18 protein-coding genes are annotated in these 17493 nt (G+C 58.0%); 9 read left to right on the plus strand and 9 right to left on the minus strand.

All coding sequences use genetic code 11. From position 1 onward, the window contains the following. Nucleotides 1-1224 carry a 5-aminolevulinate synthase gene (hemA, locus tag C1J05_RS18575; protein ID WP_114871557.1) on the minus strand — a complete coding sequence of 408 codons (1224 nt, stop codon included), beginning with the start codon at nt 1222-1224 and terminating at the stop codon, nt 1-3. A gap of 300 nt (nt 1225-1524) precedes the next feature. Between hemA and C1J05_RS18580 the strand changes: the two genes are divergently transcribed. Then, complete coding sequence (locus tag C1J05_RS18580; protein ID WP_441351673.1) at nt 1525-2091, plus strand: Crp/Fnr family transcriptional regulator; 567 nt, start codon at nt 1525-1527, stop codon at nt 2089-2091. Further along, nucleotides 2088-2648, plus strand: coding sequence for a DUF4202 domain-containing protein (locus tag C1J05_RS18585; protein ID WP_114871558.1), 561 nt, complete (start codon nt 2088-2090; stop codon nt 2646-2648). Before C1J05_RS18580 ends, C1J05_RS18585 begins: the two co-directional genes overlap by 4 nt. Here the strand turns inward: C1J05_RS18585 and C1J05_RS18590 are convergent. From C1J05_RS18590 to C1J05_RS18625, 8 genes are all read right to left on the minus strand, one after another. After that, entirely contained in the window at nt 2638-2901 is a 264-nt protein-coding gene (locus C1J05_RS18590; RefSeq protein ID WP_205388993.1) for a nitric oxide reductase F protein, read from the minus strand. The two genes, C1J05_RS18585 and C1J05_RS18590, sit on opposite strands and share 11 nt — an antisense overlap. A gap of 2 nt (nt 2902-2903) precedes the next feature. Further along, nucleotides 2904-3452 carry a cytochrome c oxidase subunit 3 gene (locus C1J05_RS18595; protein ID WP_114871560.1) on the minus strand — a complete coding sequence of 183 codons (549 nt, stop codon included), beginning with the start codon at nt 3450-3452 and terminating at the stop codon, nt 2904-2906. Continuing rightward, nucleotides 3449-5374 (minus strand): nitric oxide reductase activation protein NorD, encoded by a 1926-nt coding sequence (locus C1J05_RS18600; protein WP_114872443.1) that lies wholly within the window; start codon nt 5372-5374, stop codon nt 3449-3451. Before C1J05_RS18600 ends, C1J05_RS18595 begins: the two co-directional genes overlap by 4 nt. Nucleotides 5375-5383: 9 nt before the next feature. Then, nucleotides 5384-6196 carry a CbbQ/NirQ/NorQ/GpvN family protein gene (locus C1J05_RS18605; protein ID WP_114872442.1) on the minus strand — a complete coding sequence of 271 codons (813 nt, stop codon included), beginning with the start codon at nt 6194-6196 and terminating at the stop codon, nt 5384-5386. Nucleotides 6197-6201: 5 nt separating this feature from the next. Beyond that, complete coding sequence (locus C1J05_RS18610; RefSeq protein WP_114871561.1) at nt 6202-7566, minus strand: cbb3-type cytochrome c oxidase subunit I; 1365 nt, start codon at nt 7564-7566, stop codon at nt 6202-6204. 15 nt (nt 7567-7581) lie between these two features. Continuing rightward, nucleotides 7582-8034, minus strand: a complete 453-nt coding sequence (locus tag C1J05_RS18615; RefSeq protein ID WP_114872444.1) for a c-type cytochrome — start codon at nt 8032-8034, stop codon at nt 7582-7584. A 110-nt stretch (nt 8035-8144) separates the two neighbouring features. Next, nucleotides 8145-9338, minus strand: a complete 1194-nt coding sequence (locus C1J05_RS18620; RefSeq protein ID WP_114871562.1) for an NnrS family protein — start codon at nt 9336-9338, stop codon at nt 8145-8147. Next, on the minus strand, nt 9335-11401 hold the full coding sequence (locus C1J05_RS18625; protein ID WP_254684647.1) for a NosR/NirI family protein: 2067 nt from the start codon (nt 11399-11401) through the stop codon (nt 9335-9337). Before C1J05_RS18625 ends, C1J05_RS18620 begins: the two co-directional genes overlap by 4 nt. A 109-nt stretch (nt 11402-11510) precedes the next feature. On the opposite strand from C1J05_RS18625, the gene C1J05_RS18630 reads away from it, so the two are divergent. From C1J05_RS18630 to ahbB (C1J05_RS18660), 7 genes are all read left to right on the plus strand, one after another. Then, on the plus strand, nt 11511-13265 hold the full coding sequence (locus C1J05_RS18630) for a nitrite reductase (protein WP_114871563.1): 1755 nt from the start codon (nt 11511-11513) through the stop codon (nt 13263-13265). A 74-nt stretch (nt 13266-13339) separates the two neighbouring features. Then, complete coding sequence (gene cobA, locus C1J05_RS18635; RefSeq protein ID WP_114871564.1) at nt 13340-14125, plus strand: uroporphyrinogen-III C-methyltransferase; 786 nt, start codon at nt 13340-13342, stop codon at nt 14123-14125. Continuing rightward, the gene (locus tag C1J05_RS18640; protein WP_433990282.1) at nt 14118-14426 is read left to right on the plus strand and encodes a c-type cytochrome; all 309 of its coding nucleotides are present in this window, start codon (nt 14118-14120) and stop codon (nt 14424-14426) included. Before cobA ends, C1J05_RS18640 begins: the two co-directional genes overlap by 8 nt. Beyond that, a complete protein-coding gene (locus tag C1J05_RS18645; protein ID WP_114871566.1) occupies nt 14423-15565 on the plus strand; it encodes a cytochrome D1 domain-containing protein in 1143 nt (380 codons plus the stop codon). Before C1J05_RS18640 ends, C1J05_RS18645 begins: the two co-directional genes overlap by 4 nt. A 3-nt stretch (nt 15566-15568) precedes the next feature. Further along, entirely contained in the window at nt 15569-16561 is a 993-nt protein-coding gene (gene ahbB / locus C1J05_RS18650) for a siroheme decarboxylase subunit beta (RefSeq protein WP_114871567.1), read from the plus strand. After that, a complete protein-coding gene (locus C1J05_RS18655; RefSeq protein WP_114871568.1) occupies nt 16558-17007 on the plus strand; it encodes an Lrp/AsnC family transcriptional regulator in 450 nt (149 codons plus the stop codon). Before ahbB (C1J05_RS18650) ends, C1J05_RS18655 begins: the two co-directional genes overlap by 4 nt. Further along, complete coding sequence (ahbB, locus tag C1J05_RS18660; protein WP_114871569.1) at nt 17004-17492, plus strand: siroheme decarboxylase subunit beta; 489 nt, start codon at nt 17004-17006, stop codon at nt 17490-17492. The genes C1J05_RS18655 and ahbB (C1J05_RS18660) overlap by 4 nt, the downstream gene beginning before the upstream one ends. Nucleotide 17493 lies beyond the last annotated feature (1 nt).

Consider the following 17493-nt stretch of genomic DNA (forward strand, 5'->3'; position numbering starts at 1 on the left):
CTACTGCGCGGCCACAGGCAACCGGGCCAGCTTGCACTGATTCCACAATTGCGCCAACGCGTTCACCAACCGGTCAAGATCTTGCGTGCTGTGAACAGGTGACGGAGTGATGCGCAACCGTTCCGTGCCTTTCGGGACTGTCGGATAATTGATCGGCTGAATGTAAATTCCGAATTGGTCCAGCAGCAGGTCCGAGATGTATTTGCACTTGACCGGATCGCCAACCATCACTGGGATGATATGACTGGGATTATCCAGATGCGGTATGCCTGCCTTGTCCAGGCGCATACGCAGTTCTGCCACGCGTTTCTGTTGCAAGGCCCGTTCGCTCTGGCTTGATTTCAGATGGCGAACCGATGCGGCGGCACCGGCGGCGATGGCAGGCGGCAGCGCCGTGGTGAAAATGAACCCGCTTGAGAAACTGCGCACGAAATCACACAGTGCAGCGGAAGCCGCGATATATCCGCCAACAACACCAAATGCCTTGCCCAGCGTTCCCTCGATCACTGTCAGCCGGTGCATCAGCCCTTCGCGTTCGGCAATGCCGCCGCCACGTGGCCCATAAAGGCCAACAGCGTGTACCTCGTCCAGATAGGTCATCGCGCCATACCGGTCGGCAAGATCACAAATCTCGGCAATCGGGGCAATGTCGCCATCCATTGAATAGACGCTTTCAAAGGCGATCAGCTTGGGCGCGTTCGCCGGGGCCGCAGCCAGTTTCGCCTCGAGATCGGCAAGGTCATTGTGCTTCCAGATCACTTTGGGTGCCCGCGAATGGCGAATACCCTCGATCATGCTTGCGTGGTTCAAGGCATCGGAAAACACGATGCAATCAGGAATTTCCGACGCCAGTGTTCCCAGCGCGGCCCAGTTTGACACGTATCCCGATGTAAACAGCAGGGCCGCTTCCTTGCCGTGCAGATCAGCCAGTTCAGCCTCAAGCAGAACGTGATCATGCGTGGTGCCGGAAATATTGCGTGTTCCCCCCGCGCCAGCACCACACCTGTCCAGCGCGGTATGCATCGCGTTCAGAACCGACGGATGCTGCCCCATCCCAAGATAATCGTTTGAACACCACACCGTGACATCCTGCTGGTCGTCACCCTTGTGTCGGGTGGCCGCGGGAAAGTGCCCCTTGTGCCGTGCCAGATCGGTGAAGACGCGGTAATTCCCTTCTTCCTTGAGGCGCGAAAGACGATCATGGAAATAGGTTTCATATGTCATGTCAGACCCCTCGGACTTTTGGTGTTGATGGCCAAAAAATAGGATGCGGCACCGTTTGCTTCCTTGACTAACGTCAAGTCATCGAGCCGCAGCCTTCAAAAGTCTTGGTTGCCATGTTTTCGCGCCACACATAGCATGGCAAAAAAGCGTGGAACCAGAATGATCAAAGACTTGAACTTGAAAACAGCCAGAGAGTCTTTGCTGCTACGCAGCCTGCCTGATCCTGTTGTTGATACCGTGCTTAAAGGCGCACACACCCGGACCGCGACACGGGGCGAAACTCTTTTTCTGCAGGGTGAAATGGCACAAGTTATTCATGTCGTTCTGGATGGCTGGGTGAAACTGTACCGTATTGCCCCAAACGGAAACGAAGCCGTGGTCAGCGTGTTCACCCGCGGCAGCAGTTTTGGTGAAGCCGTTGCACTGCGTCATCTGGACTATCCGGTATCGGGAGAGGCGGTAACCGACTGCACATTGATGCAAATCTCGGCAACCTCGCTCATTTCGCTGATGAAGGACCAGCCGGAAATCTGCGTTTCGATTTTGGCATCAACCTTTCAGCACCTGCATTCTCTTGTGTCACAAGTTGAACAAATCAAGGCACAGACCGGGGCCCAGCGGGTTGCGGAATTCCTGCTGGATTTAAGCAACTGTGCTGATGGAAGCTGCGTTGTGACCCTGCCCTACGACAAGGTTCTGATCGCTGGCCGGCTTGGGATGAAACCGGAAAGCCTGTCCCGCGCGTTTTCGAAATTGCGCCCCGTTGGCGTGCGGATTTCCAAAAACCACGCCACGATCGATAATGTGGAACGCTTGCGTGACTACGCCGAAGAAGATCCTGCGGCAGCCTGGAACAAAGCGCTGTGAGCAGACTGGAACAGGCGCTTTCACGGATTGACGCGGCCAACGCGGCCGATCCCGATACAGCCGAAGGCGCGCCCGCCGCGCAGCTTTATGGCCAACGGATGAGCGCGGAACTCGCGCGCCTTTTTCCCGACGCGTCAGAGCCGCTGCAAATCGCCGCCCGCGGTCAACATATTGAACGCTGGGTTCTGAAGCGGGCCGATTTTCCGCAGGACCGCGCCGGATATCTGGCGTGGCGGCGCGATCTGGCCAGGCATCATGCGCATCGTGTCGGAGAGATCATGTTGGAGAGCGGCTATAGTGCAGATCAGGCAGATGCCGCAGGGCGGATGATCCGCAAAGAGGGGATCAAGCGCGACCCAGAGGTCCAGGCACTGGAAGACGTGATTTGTTTCGTCTTTCTGAAATGGTATTTTTCACCGTTTTCCAAAACGCAAGCCCCCGACAAATTGCTGAGGATCGTGGAAAAGACAGCGCGCAAAATGTCGGCAGAAGGGCGTACGCGTGTTTTGAAGGAATTCGATTTACCTGCCGATTTCGCGGACGCTTTCAAAACATGAACGGGATCAGATAGAGGCCCAGCAACACGGTACAGAACACACCAAGCGCCAGCCCAAAGCCGCGGGCCCAGAACGGCGCGGCACACAGCCCCAGATAGCGCGACAGGATCACACGCGCTTTCAGCCAGGCAAGCAGCAGAACAATTGCCCCGCTCGCGGCATGCCACTGCGATGGCACAGGCAGGATCGACACCAACGTTGAAACGGCGCTGAACCCGATCAGCATCCCCCAACCCAAAATCAAGGCCCGCATCGTCATCGCAGCAGATAGATCACGGGGAACAACAGAACCCAAACCAGATCAACCATATGCCAGAACGCTGCGCCTACTTCGATGTTGCGGGGCGCATCGCGCCACATCACCAACAGCAGAATGACAATCCCGGCCACCACATGCGCAGCGTGAAACCCTGTAAGCAGATAGTAGAACGTAAAGAACGGGTGCGTGTCCCAGCCGATCCCAAGTTCTGCCTTGTCGGCATACTCTGCTGATTTGATCCACAAGAATGCAAAGCCCAGGACAGCAGCGAGCCCTAGCAACACGCGGGCGCGCGCACGTTGGCCGCGTTCGCGCACGGCAACGGCAAGCGCCGCAAACAACCCGCTTGTCACCAGAACAATCGTGTTGATCCCGGCCGCTGTGCTGTTCAGCACGGCCTGCGCTGATGCAAACCCTGCAGGATCGGTGGCCCGCATCGCCGAAAAGGCCGCCAGACCGGCCCCGAACACCAGCAGCTCGCTGATGATCAACACCCACATCATCAAATCGCCGGGCAGCTCATCCAGCACCGAATGCGTGCTCATGCACCCACCAGTTCCCGATAGATTTGCGGCAACGCCTCGGTCAGCTTGTCGGGGTGCGCGATCACATGAAAGCCGCCGCGCCCGAACAGTCGCGGGAACCACGTTTTGGCCTGTTTGTCGATGGTGACACCAAACACCGATTGCCCTGCACGACGCGCCTCGCGCACGGCCATGGCAGTATCTTCGATCCCGTGGCGGCCTTCGTAATGGTCCAGATCATTGGGTTTGCCATCGGTAATAACCAGAAGAAGGCGGCGCTTCTTGCCCTGTTGCGCCAGATCGGCCGACGCATGGCGGATCGCTGCCCCCAACCGCGTGTAGAATCCCGGGCGCAATGCACCAATCCGGTCTTCGACATGCGCGCTCATCGCTTCACCAAAAGCTTTGCATTGCTGGATATAGACGCGGTCACGTTTTAAGGATGAAAACGCATGGATCGCAAAATCGTCCCCGCACGCATCCAACCCCCAGCTGAGCGCCGCCAGCGCTTCACGCTCGATATCAATCACGGCGCGCCCCGTTACGGCGCTTTCCGTCGAACGGGACACATCAAGAAGGATAGACACCGCCAGATCGCGGGCCTGTGGCAGGGATTGCCGCCAGATGCGGTTGCTGCCCGACCCATTGGCCAGAATATCGACACGCGCGCGCACAACCGCCTCCATGTCCAGTTCATCTCCGTCCAGACATGCCGGAACAAACACCCGTCCCGGGCGCAATGCTTCGAACTGGCGTTTGACATGACGGATACGACGCGCCGCACGAGGGTCTTCTCGAAAGGAAGGAATTGTATCCCCCGCTTTGGCAAGACTGTGCAAAACACGCACGTGATCAGGTAGATAGCTGCCAGAGCGCGCATCCCATTCCGGATATGTCGTCACGCCGGACAGGCGTTCACGGTCTACGTCTTCGGGGGCCAGATCCAGATGCAGCTTCAGCCGCGTGGCCGGTGCCTTGGAAATCTGGCCAAGGCCGATTTCATCCTGATCGTCAGCCGCTTTTTTTGCATTGTCCGGATCATCGTCATCGACACGGCGGTTCAGGTTCAGGAACTCTGCCCAACTTAGAATGGCTTCGAACTTGTGCAGGATCAGGCTGTCGGTGCGTTCGGCCTGATCGGCCTGACGACGGCGCGCGCGATGGGTGCCGTCACCGGATTCTTCGGGCGGCCCATCTGAATCACGCGCTTCGACACTGTCTGGGGCGCTGAACACCAGTTCGCGCAGATCAGGCCACAGAGGCACCGGCTGATAGGGGCTGTATCCCCTTGTTGCCGTCAGGGTTTCACGTGGAGCATCCAGCAATTTCAATGCCAGTGCAGGCAGCGGCGCAGGATCGCCCAGCGCAGCCCGCACCAGGGCTTCGACGGCGGCTTCGGTTTTCGGCAGGTGCGCTGTGCGGCGGTGGTGGCGTGTGACATCACACAGACCGCGGTAAAGATCGGCCAGACCGGGGCCATTTTCCAACGCCGCCCGCGCCATTGTACGGGCGGCATCAATTGCACGCAGATCGGCGCGCAACGGATCATCATCGCGCACGAATTCGGGTGCGTGCGCCGCTGCGGCTGTCAGCCACAGATACAAGGCCCCGTTGGCTTCGCGCGTTGGAAAAACCGCCAGTCTTTGCGGCAAGCGCAAGGCTTCTCCGTCAAAGCTGGCGCGCGGGACTATTTCGGCCTCGGCTCCCAGACGGCGCAGAAAGCTCAGCCTGTGGCGGCTGACTTCGGCGCTGACAGGGCGCAGTTCGACGGCATGGGAACCGCCCAGTCCACGGAAAAAAACTGCCAGCCGCCCGCTGACCTCGGAAAGGTCAACACCGGCTCCGTGATGCATGGTTGGCGCATCCAGACGGCTGGCAAACGCGTGCCACAGTTTCCCGACAGTTTCTTCGGGTTCCCATGGCTCGATTTCAATCTTGCCCATGGCCATGCCTCACCCGAAGATGGCCGTAACAAGATCGAGGAGCCCGCGTTTGATATCGGCATCATCGGTCAGCGGTTCGATCATCGCCGCTTCGACGGCCCGTTCCACGGGCATGCCTTGTGCTATCAACGTGGCCGCATAGACGATCAGCCGTGTTGAAACACCCTCTTCCAGATCCTGACCTTTCAGGGCCCGCAATTTCCCGCCAAGTCGGACAAGCGGTTTGACCCGGTCAACATCCAGCCCACTTTCACAGGCCACGACTTCCACCTCGACATCGGGCTTGGGAAAGTCGAATTCAACGGCCAGAAAGCGCTGGCGTGTCGATGGTTTAAGGGTTTTGAGAATATTCTGGTAACCGGGGTTGTACGAGGCCACCAGCATAAATCCGGGCGCGGCTTCAAGCTCTTCTCCGGTACGGTCGATCGGCAGGATACGCCGGTCATCCGTCAACGGATGCAAGACTACAGTCACGTCCTTTCGCGCCTCGACCACTTCGTCAAGGTAGCAGATCGCGCCTTCGCGCACCGCGCGGGTCAGCGGGCCATCGACCCAAACGGTTTCTCCGCCTTTCAGCAGATACCGCCCGATCAGGTCGGCTGCTGACAGATCGTCATGACAGGCTACCGTATAAAGCGGGCGGCCAAGACGGGCGGCCATATGGGTGACAAAGCGTGTCTTGCCACAGCCTGTCGGACCTTTCAGAAGAACCGGCAGATCATTCGCGCTGGCCGCTTCGAACAGGGCGCATTCATCGCCCTGCGGCAGGTAAAAGGGGGCGTCAGCCGCCCCCTTCTTGTTCGGGGCAAAGGTGCCATCCATATCGATCACTCCGCTGCTACTGTTTTACCGGGTTCGATCACTTCGCGCCGGGGCACAAAGATCGCGTAAAGGAACAACAGAACGCCCAGGAAGACGACCACACCGGACCCAAAGCGCATCCAGTAGAACAGCGCGATGCTGTCCTGCACGTCCATAAAGTTTTCGCCCAGCACGCGCTGCATGTGGGTTTGGACAGTGCCAGCAAAGGTCAGTGTGAAGGTCATGAACACCATACCACCCGACATCAGCCAGAACGACGCCATGTTCAGCACCTGATTATAGGGATCACGCCCTTTCAGGATCGGCATCGCATAGGTGAAGATCGCAAGGTTAAGGCAGACATAGGCACCATAAAACGCAAGGTGTCCGTGCGCAGCCGTGATCTGGGTGCCGTGGGTATAGTAGTTGACCCCGTGCAGCGTGTGCAGGAAGCCCCAGACACCCGCCCCGAAGAACGCCAGTGTGGCGCAGCCAAGGCTCCACAACAGTGCTGCCTTGTTCGGATGGTCCCGACGGCCCTTCCAGACCATGACAAAGGCAAAGGCCATCATCATGAAGAACGGGATCACTTCAAGCGAACTGAAGATGGATCCGATCCACTGCCAGTAACCGGGTGATCCGATCCAGTAATAATGGTGTCCGGTACCAAGGATGCCGGAAAACAGCGCTGCGGCAACGATGACGTAAAGCCACTTTTCAACCACCTCGCGGTCCACGCCGGTCAGCTTGAGCATCAGGTAGGCCAGAATGGATGCCATTATCAGCTCCCACACGCCTTCCACCCACAGGTGGATCACATACCACCAGTACTGTTTGTCCAGCGCCAGATTGTCAGGATTGTAAAAGGCGAACAGGAACAACAGTGCCAGACCCCACAAACCCAGCAACAGGATGTTGGTGATTGCGGTTTTCTTGCCTTTCAGAACTGTCATGCTGACATTGTAAAGGAACATCAATGCAGCCACGACGATGCCCACCTTGACCCATTTGGGTTGTTCCAGAAACTCGCGTCCTTCCTTGCCCAGCAACCAGTTGCCTTCGAACAGGTTGAACACATAGGTCAGCACAACGCCCAGTGTTCCGACCACCAGGATGATCAGTTGCAGATAGGCAATGGTAGGCGAATGGATTTCACGCTCGGCTTCTTCCGGGATCAGGAAATAGGCCGCGCCGAAAAAGCCCAGAAGCAGCCACACAACAAGGCTGTTGGTGTGCAGCATCCGGATAATGTTAAAGGGCAAAAGCTCTGACAGGGTGTTGGGCATCACATACACAAACCCCGCCAGCAAACCGCCCACGATCTGGATCGCGAACAGGCCAAGCGCCACCCCAAAATACGCATACGCGATTTTTTGTGATTGGTATTTCATCGGTTTCGTCCTTTCTCAGCCCGCATCATTGGGCGGCCAGCCCTGCGCATCGATAGAATCGGTCCACAGCAGAAAATCACTGAGGGCGCGGTATTCTTCGTCGTTCAGGCCAAAGTTCGGCATCTGACGGCGGCCTTCGATGCCTGTCGGCATGGCCTCCATCCAGCCTTTGAGCGTTTCAAACGCCGCCTCCGGATCGTCTTCGACGCCCCAGCGGGTCATCACGTTCGCCAGTTCAGGCGCGAAATACGCGCCTTCGCCAAGGATCGTGTGACAGTTGATACAACCGTTCTGTTCCCAAAGGTGTTTTCCAAGGGCAACGCTTTCGGTGATGCCCTCGTGATCGGTAGATGTGGTGACGATGTAACGGTGCGAATGAACCGACAGCCCCACAAAGATGATAATAAAGAACAGGGATCCCCCGAAAAAGATGTTCCGGGCCATGCTCTTGGTCATGACTTCGCGCATTGCGCTCTCCTTTTGCGCTGCGTTGATGATAGGGGCACTTTGTGCGCCGCGGCCGTTTTGATCCTTGGCAAAAGTCAAGCAGCGGCGTTTCTTTTACGTTTTCGCAAATGTCACGCGGTCTGGCGCGGCCCCGATATAGCCGGCCACAGCGCGATCAGGTAAAGGGTAAAGGCGATGATCCAGATGCCACCGGCGCCCAGCATCATGGGAAAATAGAAATCGCCCGACAGCGTGGATCCGACCCAGCGCAAACCGGCGGCCAGAATGATCAGCCCGTAGGCAACAGCGACCGCAACCGGCGCAATCAACGGGCGCCCGCTATGGCCCAGTATTGCACGGCTCATCACGGCCAGTGTCATACCCCCGATGCAACCGATGCCCAGAACATGCAGTGCCGCAACTTCGCTGGACAGGGCGAACTGGCTGGCCCCCCAAGACACCAGCCCCACGCCAAGCGTCAGCATGCCCAGATGCAACGACCAAAGGATCGGTTGGTTCCACGTCCAGAACGGCCGCCAGCAGGCCACACGCAGACATTGCAGAATGCCGGCAATTGCGGCCATTCCCCCCAACACCCATGCGGGCAAACCGATCAACAGGGCCAGCGGCAACGCCGCCATTAACAGAATGGCAGGGCGCTCGATCCGGTTCGGGCTGGTTGGCCAAAAAGCTTCCGCGACACCTGCGCGTTTCATCGCATTTCGGGTAAAGGCCGGTGTCACGCGTCCGCCCAGAACAGCAATCATCGCGCACAGCGCAAACAGACCGGCCCGCAATCCGACGGCTGCACTGTCCTCTGTCACGCCCATCCATTCCAGATGCACCACCAGATTGCTGACCCAGATTGCGCCAAGAAACCCGACAAGAACCATGTTCTGAGGTTTCGGCCGTTTGATCAGTTGCGACATGATCTGGGCGATCATGATCGGCAGAAAGGCAAGATCGGCAATGGCAACCAAACTCGCCGGCAAGGTACCGGACCACCACATGACAGCCCGTCCGGCAAGCCAGACACCCGCAGCGACGGCGATAAAGCGTTGCGGCGCGGCCTTGGCACCGGTCCAGTTTGGCACGGCTGTCAGCAGAAAGCCCCCCAACGCCGCAGCAGAGTAGCCGAATATCATCTCGTGTGCGTGCCACAGATGCGGCGGCGGGGCGAAGGGCAGATCATAAATCATGCCGCCGGCGAAATGCACCCCCAGATACAATTCCCATACCAGCATCGAAAATATCGCAAACGCCCCCGCAGCCAGAAAGAAGATGCGGAAGCCCTGGGAAAACAGACGTGAGATCAGCGATGTCATGCGGATGACCCTCCTACAGCGGGTGTGGCGCGTTGGCGCCTTTTCAGAACAGGGCAGGTTGCGGCATCATTCATGACAACCTGACATCTGAGGCACAGAACACATTCGTTCGGGTTGATACGGCCCAGCGGATCAATCGCGCCGACCGTACACTTGGTCTCGCACAACCGGCATTCGCGGCCGCATTGCGGGCGGCGGTGCAGCCAGTCGAATATCTTGAGCTTGGCCGGAATGGCCAGTGCGGCGCCCAGCGGGCAAAGATAGCGGCAATAAAACCGTTCGATAAACAGCCCGGCCGTAAGCAGCACCAGCACAAAGGCCACAAATGGCCATGCGCGCATCATCTGCATGGAAATCGCCGTCTTGAACGGCTCTGCCTCTGCCAGAATTAGCGCCTGTGTCATCGAATAGAAGGACAGCGCCAGAATCGCCACGAACAAGGTGTACTTGATGATCCACAGCCGTTCGTGCAGGGCATGCGGCACCTTGATCTGGGGCACACCCAGACGTTGCGCGATAACATTCGACAGTTCCTGCAAAGCGCCAAACGGGCATAGCCAACCACAGAACACACCCCGCCCCCAAAACAACAAACCCAGACCGACACCCGCCCAAAGCGTGAATATGACCGGTTCGATCAGGAATGTTTCCCAGCGAAATCCGTTCAGCAGGGAATGCACAAAGGCGACGACCTGCACGACAGACAACTGGCCGTTCAGAATCCAACCCAGCCAGACCAGTGTGGTTGTCAGAAACCCCAGCCGGATGGCCCGCCACAATTTGGGCCGGCGCACCACGGATTCCTGAAACAGAAGGATCAGGGTCAGTATGATTTGCATAGCTGCAACGCTGATCACGGCAAACCGTTTGTCCTGCCACGTCAGCTGCCATAACGGCGCAGCTTCGGGCGGGGGCGGCACCAGATGCGTTTCAGGCAAGGCGTATGGAACATCAATCACGAATGACAGGTCATTCCCGGCGCTGTCGGGGCGTGTCGCCGTCAGTTCAAGGGTGAACGGGCGGGTCGGGTCAAAGCCGTCCGGCGGGATCGTGAACAGGCTGCGTTCCTTGGTTTCCGGCGCACCCGCCGTGGCCAGTTTATCAACGCGCACATATCCTGCATCGGTGATCGGCACACGCCTGTCGCCCTGCACCAGAACGATCCTGTCAAAAACGCCGGTCTTGCGCCAATCAGTGCCCCGGTGCGAATGAAGCCCGCGCGAGGCAACAAACAGAACCACGTCACCGGGTCCAAGCGCCCCGACAGCGCGGGTATATTGCTGCTGTCCCAGAATATTGCGGCCAATCGTGGGGGGATCGGCCAGGGCGACCCATACCTCTATGAAGGGCGCATCCCCTGCGGGAACCGGAACCTTGGCCCCGCTCAAGGCCGCGCGCGCGGTATCGAGTGTTACCACGCTGTGCGAAATTGCGTTTTCGGCAATCAGTGTGGGCCAGTCCTTTGCTTCAAAACTGATCCGGTCGATGCCACCACCGGGCAGCAATCCGCGCCCGATTGCCAATGTGCGCGCAGTCCGCAGGATCGAATCCCTGATTACACCTGTAGAAACCGTCGCGCGGGAGATAATGTCCGGCATATCGGGGCCGTCACCCGCCCCGTCTGGGTTCGTCAGGTCAATACCGGCAAACCCATCGACGAATCTGGCGATGTCCTGATCTGTCAGGCCCAAAGTCAGAATGGGTTCGTTGTGCTGCATCAGCCTGGCGCCAACGATGCGGCCTTGCGGACCAATGGCCACCATCACATCCAGCGGACGGCCCGAGTAGCCGACAGAGCGTGCAATTTCCCATGTCGACGCAATATGGCCAACAACCCTGCCGCCCTGGGATACGGACCACCCCGGAACGGCGGCTTCGTCGCGTGTGATGACCGGCGCATCCTGCAGATCAAAAAGGCCCTGGGCAATCTCGGGTGTTGGCGGGATCGCGGCAATGCCCTGCTCCATCTGCGGACGCACAGTTTGCGCACTGGCAAAATGCACCGAAGCCGGTGCAACACAGGCCAACACACAAATCATCATGGATACAAGTTGACGAACCATTCCATCTTGTTGCGCGCCGGAAAGTTTGCCGCCTTAACGAAAGTCAAGGCACCCGATCACGAACGCGCGCAAAACCGTAGCTGCCTCACCAGCGAACGGAGTATTCGTTATGAAATCCAAAACAGCCATCCGGCGCGCATCACTTTTGACAAGCGCTGCAGTCGCACTGGGCCTTGCCGTGACAGGCGCATCAGCCCAGGAAAAGCCAAAAGACCACGGCGATGACGCCGCTGCGGCCTATCAACCAAGCATGACAACGCTTGGTCAGATCCAGGTCGAAATTCCGGGCAGAAAACCCGGCGACCCTGTCATGACACCTTCCGAATTCCAGAAGGCGACAACCATCTATTTCGAACGGTGCGCAGGCTGCCACGGCGTGCTGCGCAAAGGCGCGACCGGCAAGGCATTGACCACCGATATCACCCGCGAAAACGGGTTTGAATATCTGCGCGACTTTATCACATACGGCTCTCCTGCGGGCATGCCCAACTGGGGAACCTCGGGTGACTTTACCGAAGAAGACGTGGACCTGATGGCCCGCTATCTGCTGCTTGAACCGCCCGCGCCGCCCGAATACGGCATGCCGCAAATGCGCGAAAGCTGGAAAGTTCTGATCGCGCCGGAAGACCGCCCAACCGAAAAAATGAACGATTGGGATATCGACAATCTGTTTTCTGTGACATTGCGCGATGCCGGCCAGATCGCCTTGATCGACGGTGCAAGCTATGAAATCAAATCGGTGATCGACACCGGTTACGCTGTGCACATCAGCCGGATTTCCGCATCCGGTCGCTATCTGCTGGTGATTGGCCGTGACGCCAAGATCAACATGATCGACCTGTGGATGGAAAACCCGGCCACGGTTGCCGAAATCAAGGTCGGTGCCGAAGCGCGGTCTGTCGAAACATCCAAAATGGAAGGGTTCGAGGACAAATACGCCATCGCCGGCAGCTACTGGCCGCCGCAATACGTGATCATGGATGGCAACACGCTGGAACCGCTCAAGATCAAATCCACCCGTGGCATGATCTATGACGAACAGACCTATCACCCCGAACCTCGGGTCGCGGCGATTATTTCGTCCCACTACAAACCTGAATTCATCGTGAACGTGAAGGAAACCGGCAAGATTCTGTTGGTCGACTATTCAGACATCAAGAACCTGAAAGTCACCGAAATCGAAGCCGAACGGTTCCTGCATGATGGTGGTCTGGACAGCACCAAACGTTACTTCCTGACAGCGGCCAACGCCCGTAACAAAGTGGCGGTGATCGACACCAAGGAAGGGTCGCTGACTGCAATGGTCGAAACCGAAGGTGCGACACCGCACCCGGGTCGCGGAGCCAACATCAACCACCCGACATACGGACCCGTCTGGGCTACATCCCACCTTGGTGACGATACTGTTGCCCTGATCGGAACAGACCCGGAAGGCCACCCCGATCATGCGTGGAAGATGGTGCAGCAGCTTTACGCCATGGGTGGCGGATCGCTGTTTGTGAAAACTCACCCCACATCAGAGCATCTGTATGTCGATGCGCCGCTGAACCCGGATGCCGAAGTTTCCGGTTCGGTCGCGGTCTTCAAAATTGCAGACCTGGCGCAGGAAGAACCTGAATTCACTGTTCTTCCGATCGTCGAATGGGCGGGAATCGCTGATGGTCAACCTCGTGTTGTCCAAGGCGAATACAACCAGGCCGGCAACGAAATCTGGTTCTCGGTCTGGAATGCTGCCGATCTGGAATCAGCCATCGTTGTTGTCGATGACAAGACGCTGGAGCTCAAGCACGTCATCAAAGACGAACGCCTGATCACACCGACTGGCAAGTTCAACGTCTACAACACACGTGCCGACGTTTACTGACAAACATGTCCGGGGGCCGCTGGCCGGCCCCCGGATTTCCCCAAGACATCAGGCCGACGAAAAGGAGCCGCCCCATGACTCATGCAGGTAAAGTATATCTGATCGGTGCCGGACCCGGCGATGCAGACCTGATGACATTGCGCGCCTTGCGCATGTTGCAAAGCGCGGATGCGGTTGTTTACGACCGCCTTGTTTCTCCTGAAATTCTGGATCTTGCACCGGCAACGGCGCAAATGATCCCGGTGGGCAAAGCCCCCAAATGCCACACGGTTCCACAGGACCGGATCAATGAAATTCTGACCGAACTGGCCCTGCAGGGCCTGACCGTTGCCCGCCTCAAGGGCGGTGACCCGTTGATTTTCGGGCGCGGATCGGAAGAAGCCGCGCATCTGATGGATCACGGCATCGAAGTAGAATACGCCCCCGGCATCACCGCCGCCCAGGGCATGGCCGCCGCAACCGGCGTGCCGTTGACCCATCGCGGCCTTGCGACCGGTGTGCGTTATGTGACCGGCCACCGGGCCGCTGATCAGAAACTGGATCTGGACTGGGCCAGTCTGGCCAACACCGACACCACGCTTGTTGTCTATATGGGTGTCGCAAACATCAGCGAAATCGCCTTGCGCCTGATGGGCGAAGGCATGCCCGGTTCGATGCCTGTGATGGCGATTTCAAGCGCGACAACCCCGCGTGAAAAACGTCTGATCTCGCGGCTTGACCAGGTTGGCGTCGACATTCAGGCAATGCCGCTGCGCGCGCCGGTTCTGTTCGTCATCGGACATGTCGTGTCACTCTACCGCGAACAACCGGTCCACTCGCAGGAGGCGCAGCCACTTCTGGCCGCGATGGCCGGTGAATAGGCTGTTTGCATATCTGTTTCTGGCCAGTGCCGCCATTGCGGGCGATCGGGCAGACGTTGACGGCCCTGCGCTGGAACGCCTTGTGAAACAGGATTGTGGCTCATGTCACGGCCTGACGCTCAAGGGCGGGCTTGGTCCTGATATCCAGCCTAGCTCCCTTGCGCACCACGATCCTGAAACGCTGGGGACCATTATCCTTGACGGTATTCCGGGCACAGCCATGCCCCCATGGCGTCCGTTGTTGACCAAAGCCGAGGTGGAATGGGTCGTGACCTATCTTTTGACCGGAGTCGCAGAATGAACCGTGTTGTGCTGACAACCATTTGCACGCTAGTCTTTGGTGCGCCCGCCTTTTCCCAATCCACCGGCGATCTTGGTCTTGTCGTCGAACGCGCCACCGGGTCGCTTCTGGTGGTCGATCAATCGGATCGTGCGAAGATCGGACGGATCGAAGGATTGGGCGACCTCAGCCACGCGTCACTGGTTTATTCCCCTGACCAGCAATTCGCCTTTGTGTTCGGCCGCGATGGTGGCCTGACCAAGGTCGATATCCTGTCACAGACCATCGTGGCGCGTGTGATGCAGGCGGGAAATTCTATCGGAGGTGCGATCTCTGATGATGGAAAGCTGGTCGCGGTCTCCAATTACGAACCCGGCGGCGTGCGTATTTTTGAAACTGAAACGCTCGCAATGGTTGCCGACATCCCCACCGGCGCAAAAACCATCGGACTGGTCGACATCCCCGAAAGCCGGTTTGTGTTCACCCTGTGGGATGATGGCGAAACCTGGATTGTAGACATGTCGGGCGACACACCCGCGATCACCAAAATCAAGGATATCGGCATAAACCCTTATGATGCGCTGGTCACAGCTGACGGGCGGACATACATCACCGGCCTGTTCGGAGAAGACCACCTGACTGCGCTGGATCTGTGGCAGGATATCCCCGAACCGCAACCGATCCTGCAAGGATATGGCAAGGGGCGCGAAGGTTTACCGGTCTACAAGATGCCGCATCTGGAAGGATGGGCCTTGGCAGGCGGAGAATTCGTGCTGCCGGCGATCGGCCAGCACGAAGTATTGTGGGTCGATGCCCGCAGTTTGCAGGAAACCGGGCGCACAGCGACTCATGGACAACCTGTCTTTGCCATGTCCCGTCCCGATGGCCGTCACGTCTGGGTGAATTTTGCCCACCCGCTGAACGATACGATTCAGGTGATCGACAGCACCACGAAAGCGGTCATTCATGAATTCAGCCCGGGGCCCGGTGTACTTCATATGGAGTTCACTCCACGCGGACACGAAGTTTGGCTGTCCGTCCGCGACGCCGGTAAAGTCATGATCTACGACACGCAAACCTTTGAAAAGTTGCGCGAAATTGACGCGGAAAGCCCCTCTGGCATTTTCTTTACGGCCCGCGCGCATCGGTTGGGGTTGTAAGACATGGAAGGCGTTACCGATCCGATCACACAATCCCTACTGGATGACTGGCAGCGCGATTTCCCGATTGATCCAACGCCGTTTCATATCATTTCGCAAAAGCTTGGGATCAGCGAACAGGATGTCATCGAACGGCTGAAAAAACAGCGCGAAACAGGCCGTATCACACGCGTTGGGGCCACCTGCGCGCCCAATACGGTTTCGGCCAGCACGTTGGCCGCCGTGGCCGCACCCGAAGACCGTATCGAGGAAGTTGCCGCCATCATCGGGGCAGAGGACGGCGTTAACCATTCCTATCTGCGCGAACATGACTGGAACCTGTGGTTTGTCGCCACCGGCCCGGACCGCGCCCATGTAGACAAGACGCTGCGCCGCATCTCAGAGCGGTCCGGGTTACGTGTTCTTGACCTGCGGCTTGTGCGCCCCTTCAATATTGATCTGGGGTTTGCATTGCGGCGCAACGGCACAACCCACGCTGTTTCAAAACAGGTGGATGCATCGGTTTTTCAACCGGATGATCGCCCGATTTTGCAGGCATTGACCAAGGGACTAGCGCTGACACCGCGCCCCTTTCTTGCGTTGGCCGATGCACTGGGCCGCAGTGAAAGCAGTGTCCTGGACAGGGTTCAGGCCCTAAGCGATGCGGGCATCATCGCGCGCCTTGGCGTGATCGTGCGCCACCGTGCGTTGGGCTGGCGATCAAATGCGATGGTGGTATGGGACCTGCCCCATGACAAGATCACCACAATCGGTCCACTTTTGGCGGCCCAGCCTGGCATAACACTCTGCTACGAGCGCGAACCGGTACCCGGTGTCTGGCCCTACAGATTGTATTCGATGATCCATGCAAGAACACGCGCCGATGCGCTGGATGTTCTGACCCGCGTTTGCAGCCTGCCCGAACTTACGAACGTGCCGCATCTGCCGTTGTTTTCACTACATTGCTTCAAACAAACCGGTGCAATGGTCGCTGAACCCGAAAAGGCCAACCCATGATTCTGGATGATACCGACCGCCTGCTTTTGAATCACTTGCAGGACGGCTTTCCGATTGCCGCGCATCCCTACAAAGTGGTCGCAGATCAGCTTGGGCTGACCGAACAGATCGTGCTGAACCGACTGAAGGCGTTGAAGGAAAACCGAATGATCACCCGTTTTGGCCCGTTCTTTGATGCGGCCGCGCTGGGGGGTGCGTTTTGCCTGTGCGCTATGGCCGTGCCGGAAGACGAATTTGAAACCGTCCTGACAAAAGTCAATGCTTACGCCGAGGTGGCGCACAATTATGAACGCAGTCACCGGCTGAACATGTGGTTCGTTTTGGCCACGGAAACCCAAGAGGAAATCGAACAGGTGGCTACATCCCTTCGTCAGGAAACAGGGCACAATGTGCTCTGTTTTCCAAAACTCAGGGAGTTCTTTATTCGCTTCCGGGTTGCCGCATGAAACTTGATCCCATCGACCGCCAGATTATCACCGCAACACAATCCGGACTCCCGCTTGTGACAGAGCCATATGCGCATGTTGCGGGTCAGCTGGGCATCAGCGAACACGATCTGCTGGACCGTATGAACGCGATGCAGGCCCGCGGCGTGATCCGCCGTATCGCGGTGGCCCCGAACCATTACAAGCTTGGCATGATCGCCAACGGAATGTCAGTCTGGGATGTCGCGGACGATCGTGTTGCCGAACTGGGCCAGATGGTCGGAGATCTGCCATTTGTCAGCCATTGCTATGAACGCCCCCGCGCCCTGCCCGAATGGCCTTACAACCTGTTTGCCATGTTACACGGCACCTCGCGCGACGATGTCGAATCCTTGCGACACAAGGTAGCCAGTCTGCTGGGGGATGCCTGCGCCGCCCACGACATTCTGTATTCAACCCGTATCCTGAAAAAGACCGGGCTGCGGCTGCGGCCCCAGAAAGGTTAAA

Origin of the sequence: Sulfitobacter sp. JL08 (assembly GCF_003352045.1) — a bacterium.
GTDB lineage: Bacteria > Pseudomonadota > Alphaproteobacteria > Rhodobacterales > Rhodobacteraceae > JL08.

Bases quoted from the DNA above. Each gene is read 5' to 3' on its own strand.
- hemA (WP_114871557.1), bottom strand. From the start codon at position 1,224: ATGACATATGAAACCTATTTCCATGATCGTCTTTCGCGCCTCAAGGAA.
- C1J05_RS18580 (WP_441351673.1), top strand. From the start codon at position 1,525: ATGGCACAAGTTATTCATGTCGTTCTGGATGGCTGGGTGAAACTGTAC.
- C1J05_RS18590 (WP_205388993.1), bottom strand. From the start codon at position 2,901: ATGCGGGCCTTGATTTTGGGTTGGGGGATGCTGATCGGGTTCAGCGCC.
- C1J05_RS18595 (WP_114871560.1), bottom strand. From the start codon at position 3,452: ATGAGCACGCATTCGGTGCTGGATGAGCTGCCCGGCGATTTGATGATG.
- C1J05_RS18600 (WP_114872443.1), bottom strand. From the start codon at position 5,374: ATGGGCAAGATTGAAATCGAGCCATGGGAACCCGAAGAAACTGTCGGG.
- C1J05_RS18605 (WP_114872442.1), bottom strand. From the start codon at position 6,196: ATGGATGGCACCTTTGCCCCGAACAAGAAGGGGGCGGCTGACGCCCCC.
- C1J05_RS18610 (WP_114871561.1), bottom strand. From the start codon at position 7,566: ATGAAATACCAATCACAAAAAATCGCGTATGCGTATTTTGGGGTGGCG.
- C1J05_RS18615 (WP_114872444.1), bottom strand. From the start codon at position 8,034: ATGCGCGAAGTCATGACCAAGAGCATGGCCCGGAACATCTTTTTCGGG.
- C1J05_RS18620 (WP_114871562.1), bottom strand. From the start codon at position 9,338: ATGACATCGCTGATCTCACGTCTGTTTTCCCAGGGCTTCCGCATCTTC.
- C1J05_RS18625 (WP_254684647.1), bottom strand. From the start codon at position 11,401: ATGGTTCGTCAACTTGTATCCATGATGATTTGTGTGTTGGCCTGTGTT.
- C1J05_RS18630 (WP_114871563.1), top strand. From the start codon at position 11,511: ATGAAATCCAAAACAGCCATCCGGCGCGCATCACTTTTGACAAGCGCT.
- cobA (WP_114871564.1), top strand. From the start codon at position 13,340: ATGACTCATGCAGGTAAAGTATATCTGATCGGTGCCGGACCCGGCGAT.
- C1J05_RS18645 (WP_114871566.1), top strand. From the start codon at position 14,423: ATGAACCGTGTTGTGCTGACAACCATTTGCACGCTAGTCTTTGGTGCG.
- ahbB (WP_114871567.1), top strand. From the start codon at position 15,569: ATGGAAGGCGTTACCGATCCGATCACACAATCCCTACTGGATGACTGG.
- C1J05_RS18655 (WP_114871568.1), top strand. From the start codon at position 16,558: ATGATTCTGGATGATACCGACCGCCTGCTTTTGAATCACTTGCAGGAC.
- ahbB (WP_114871569.1), top strand. From the start codon at position 17,004: ATGAAACTTGATCCCATCGACCGCCAGATTATCACCGCAACACAATCC.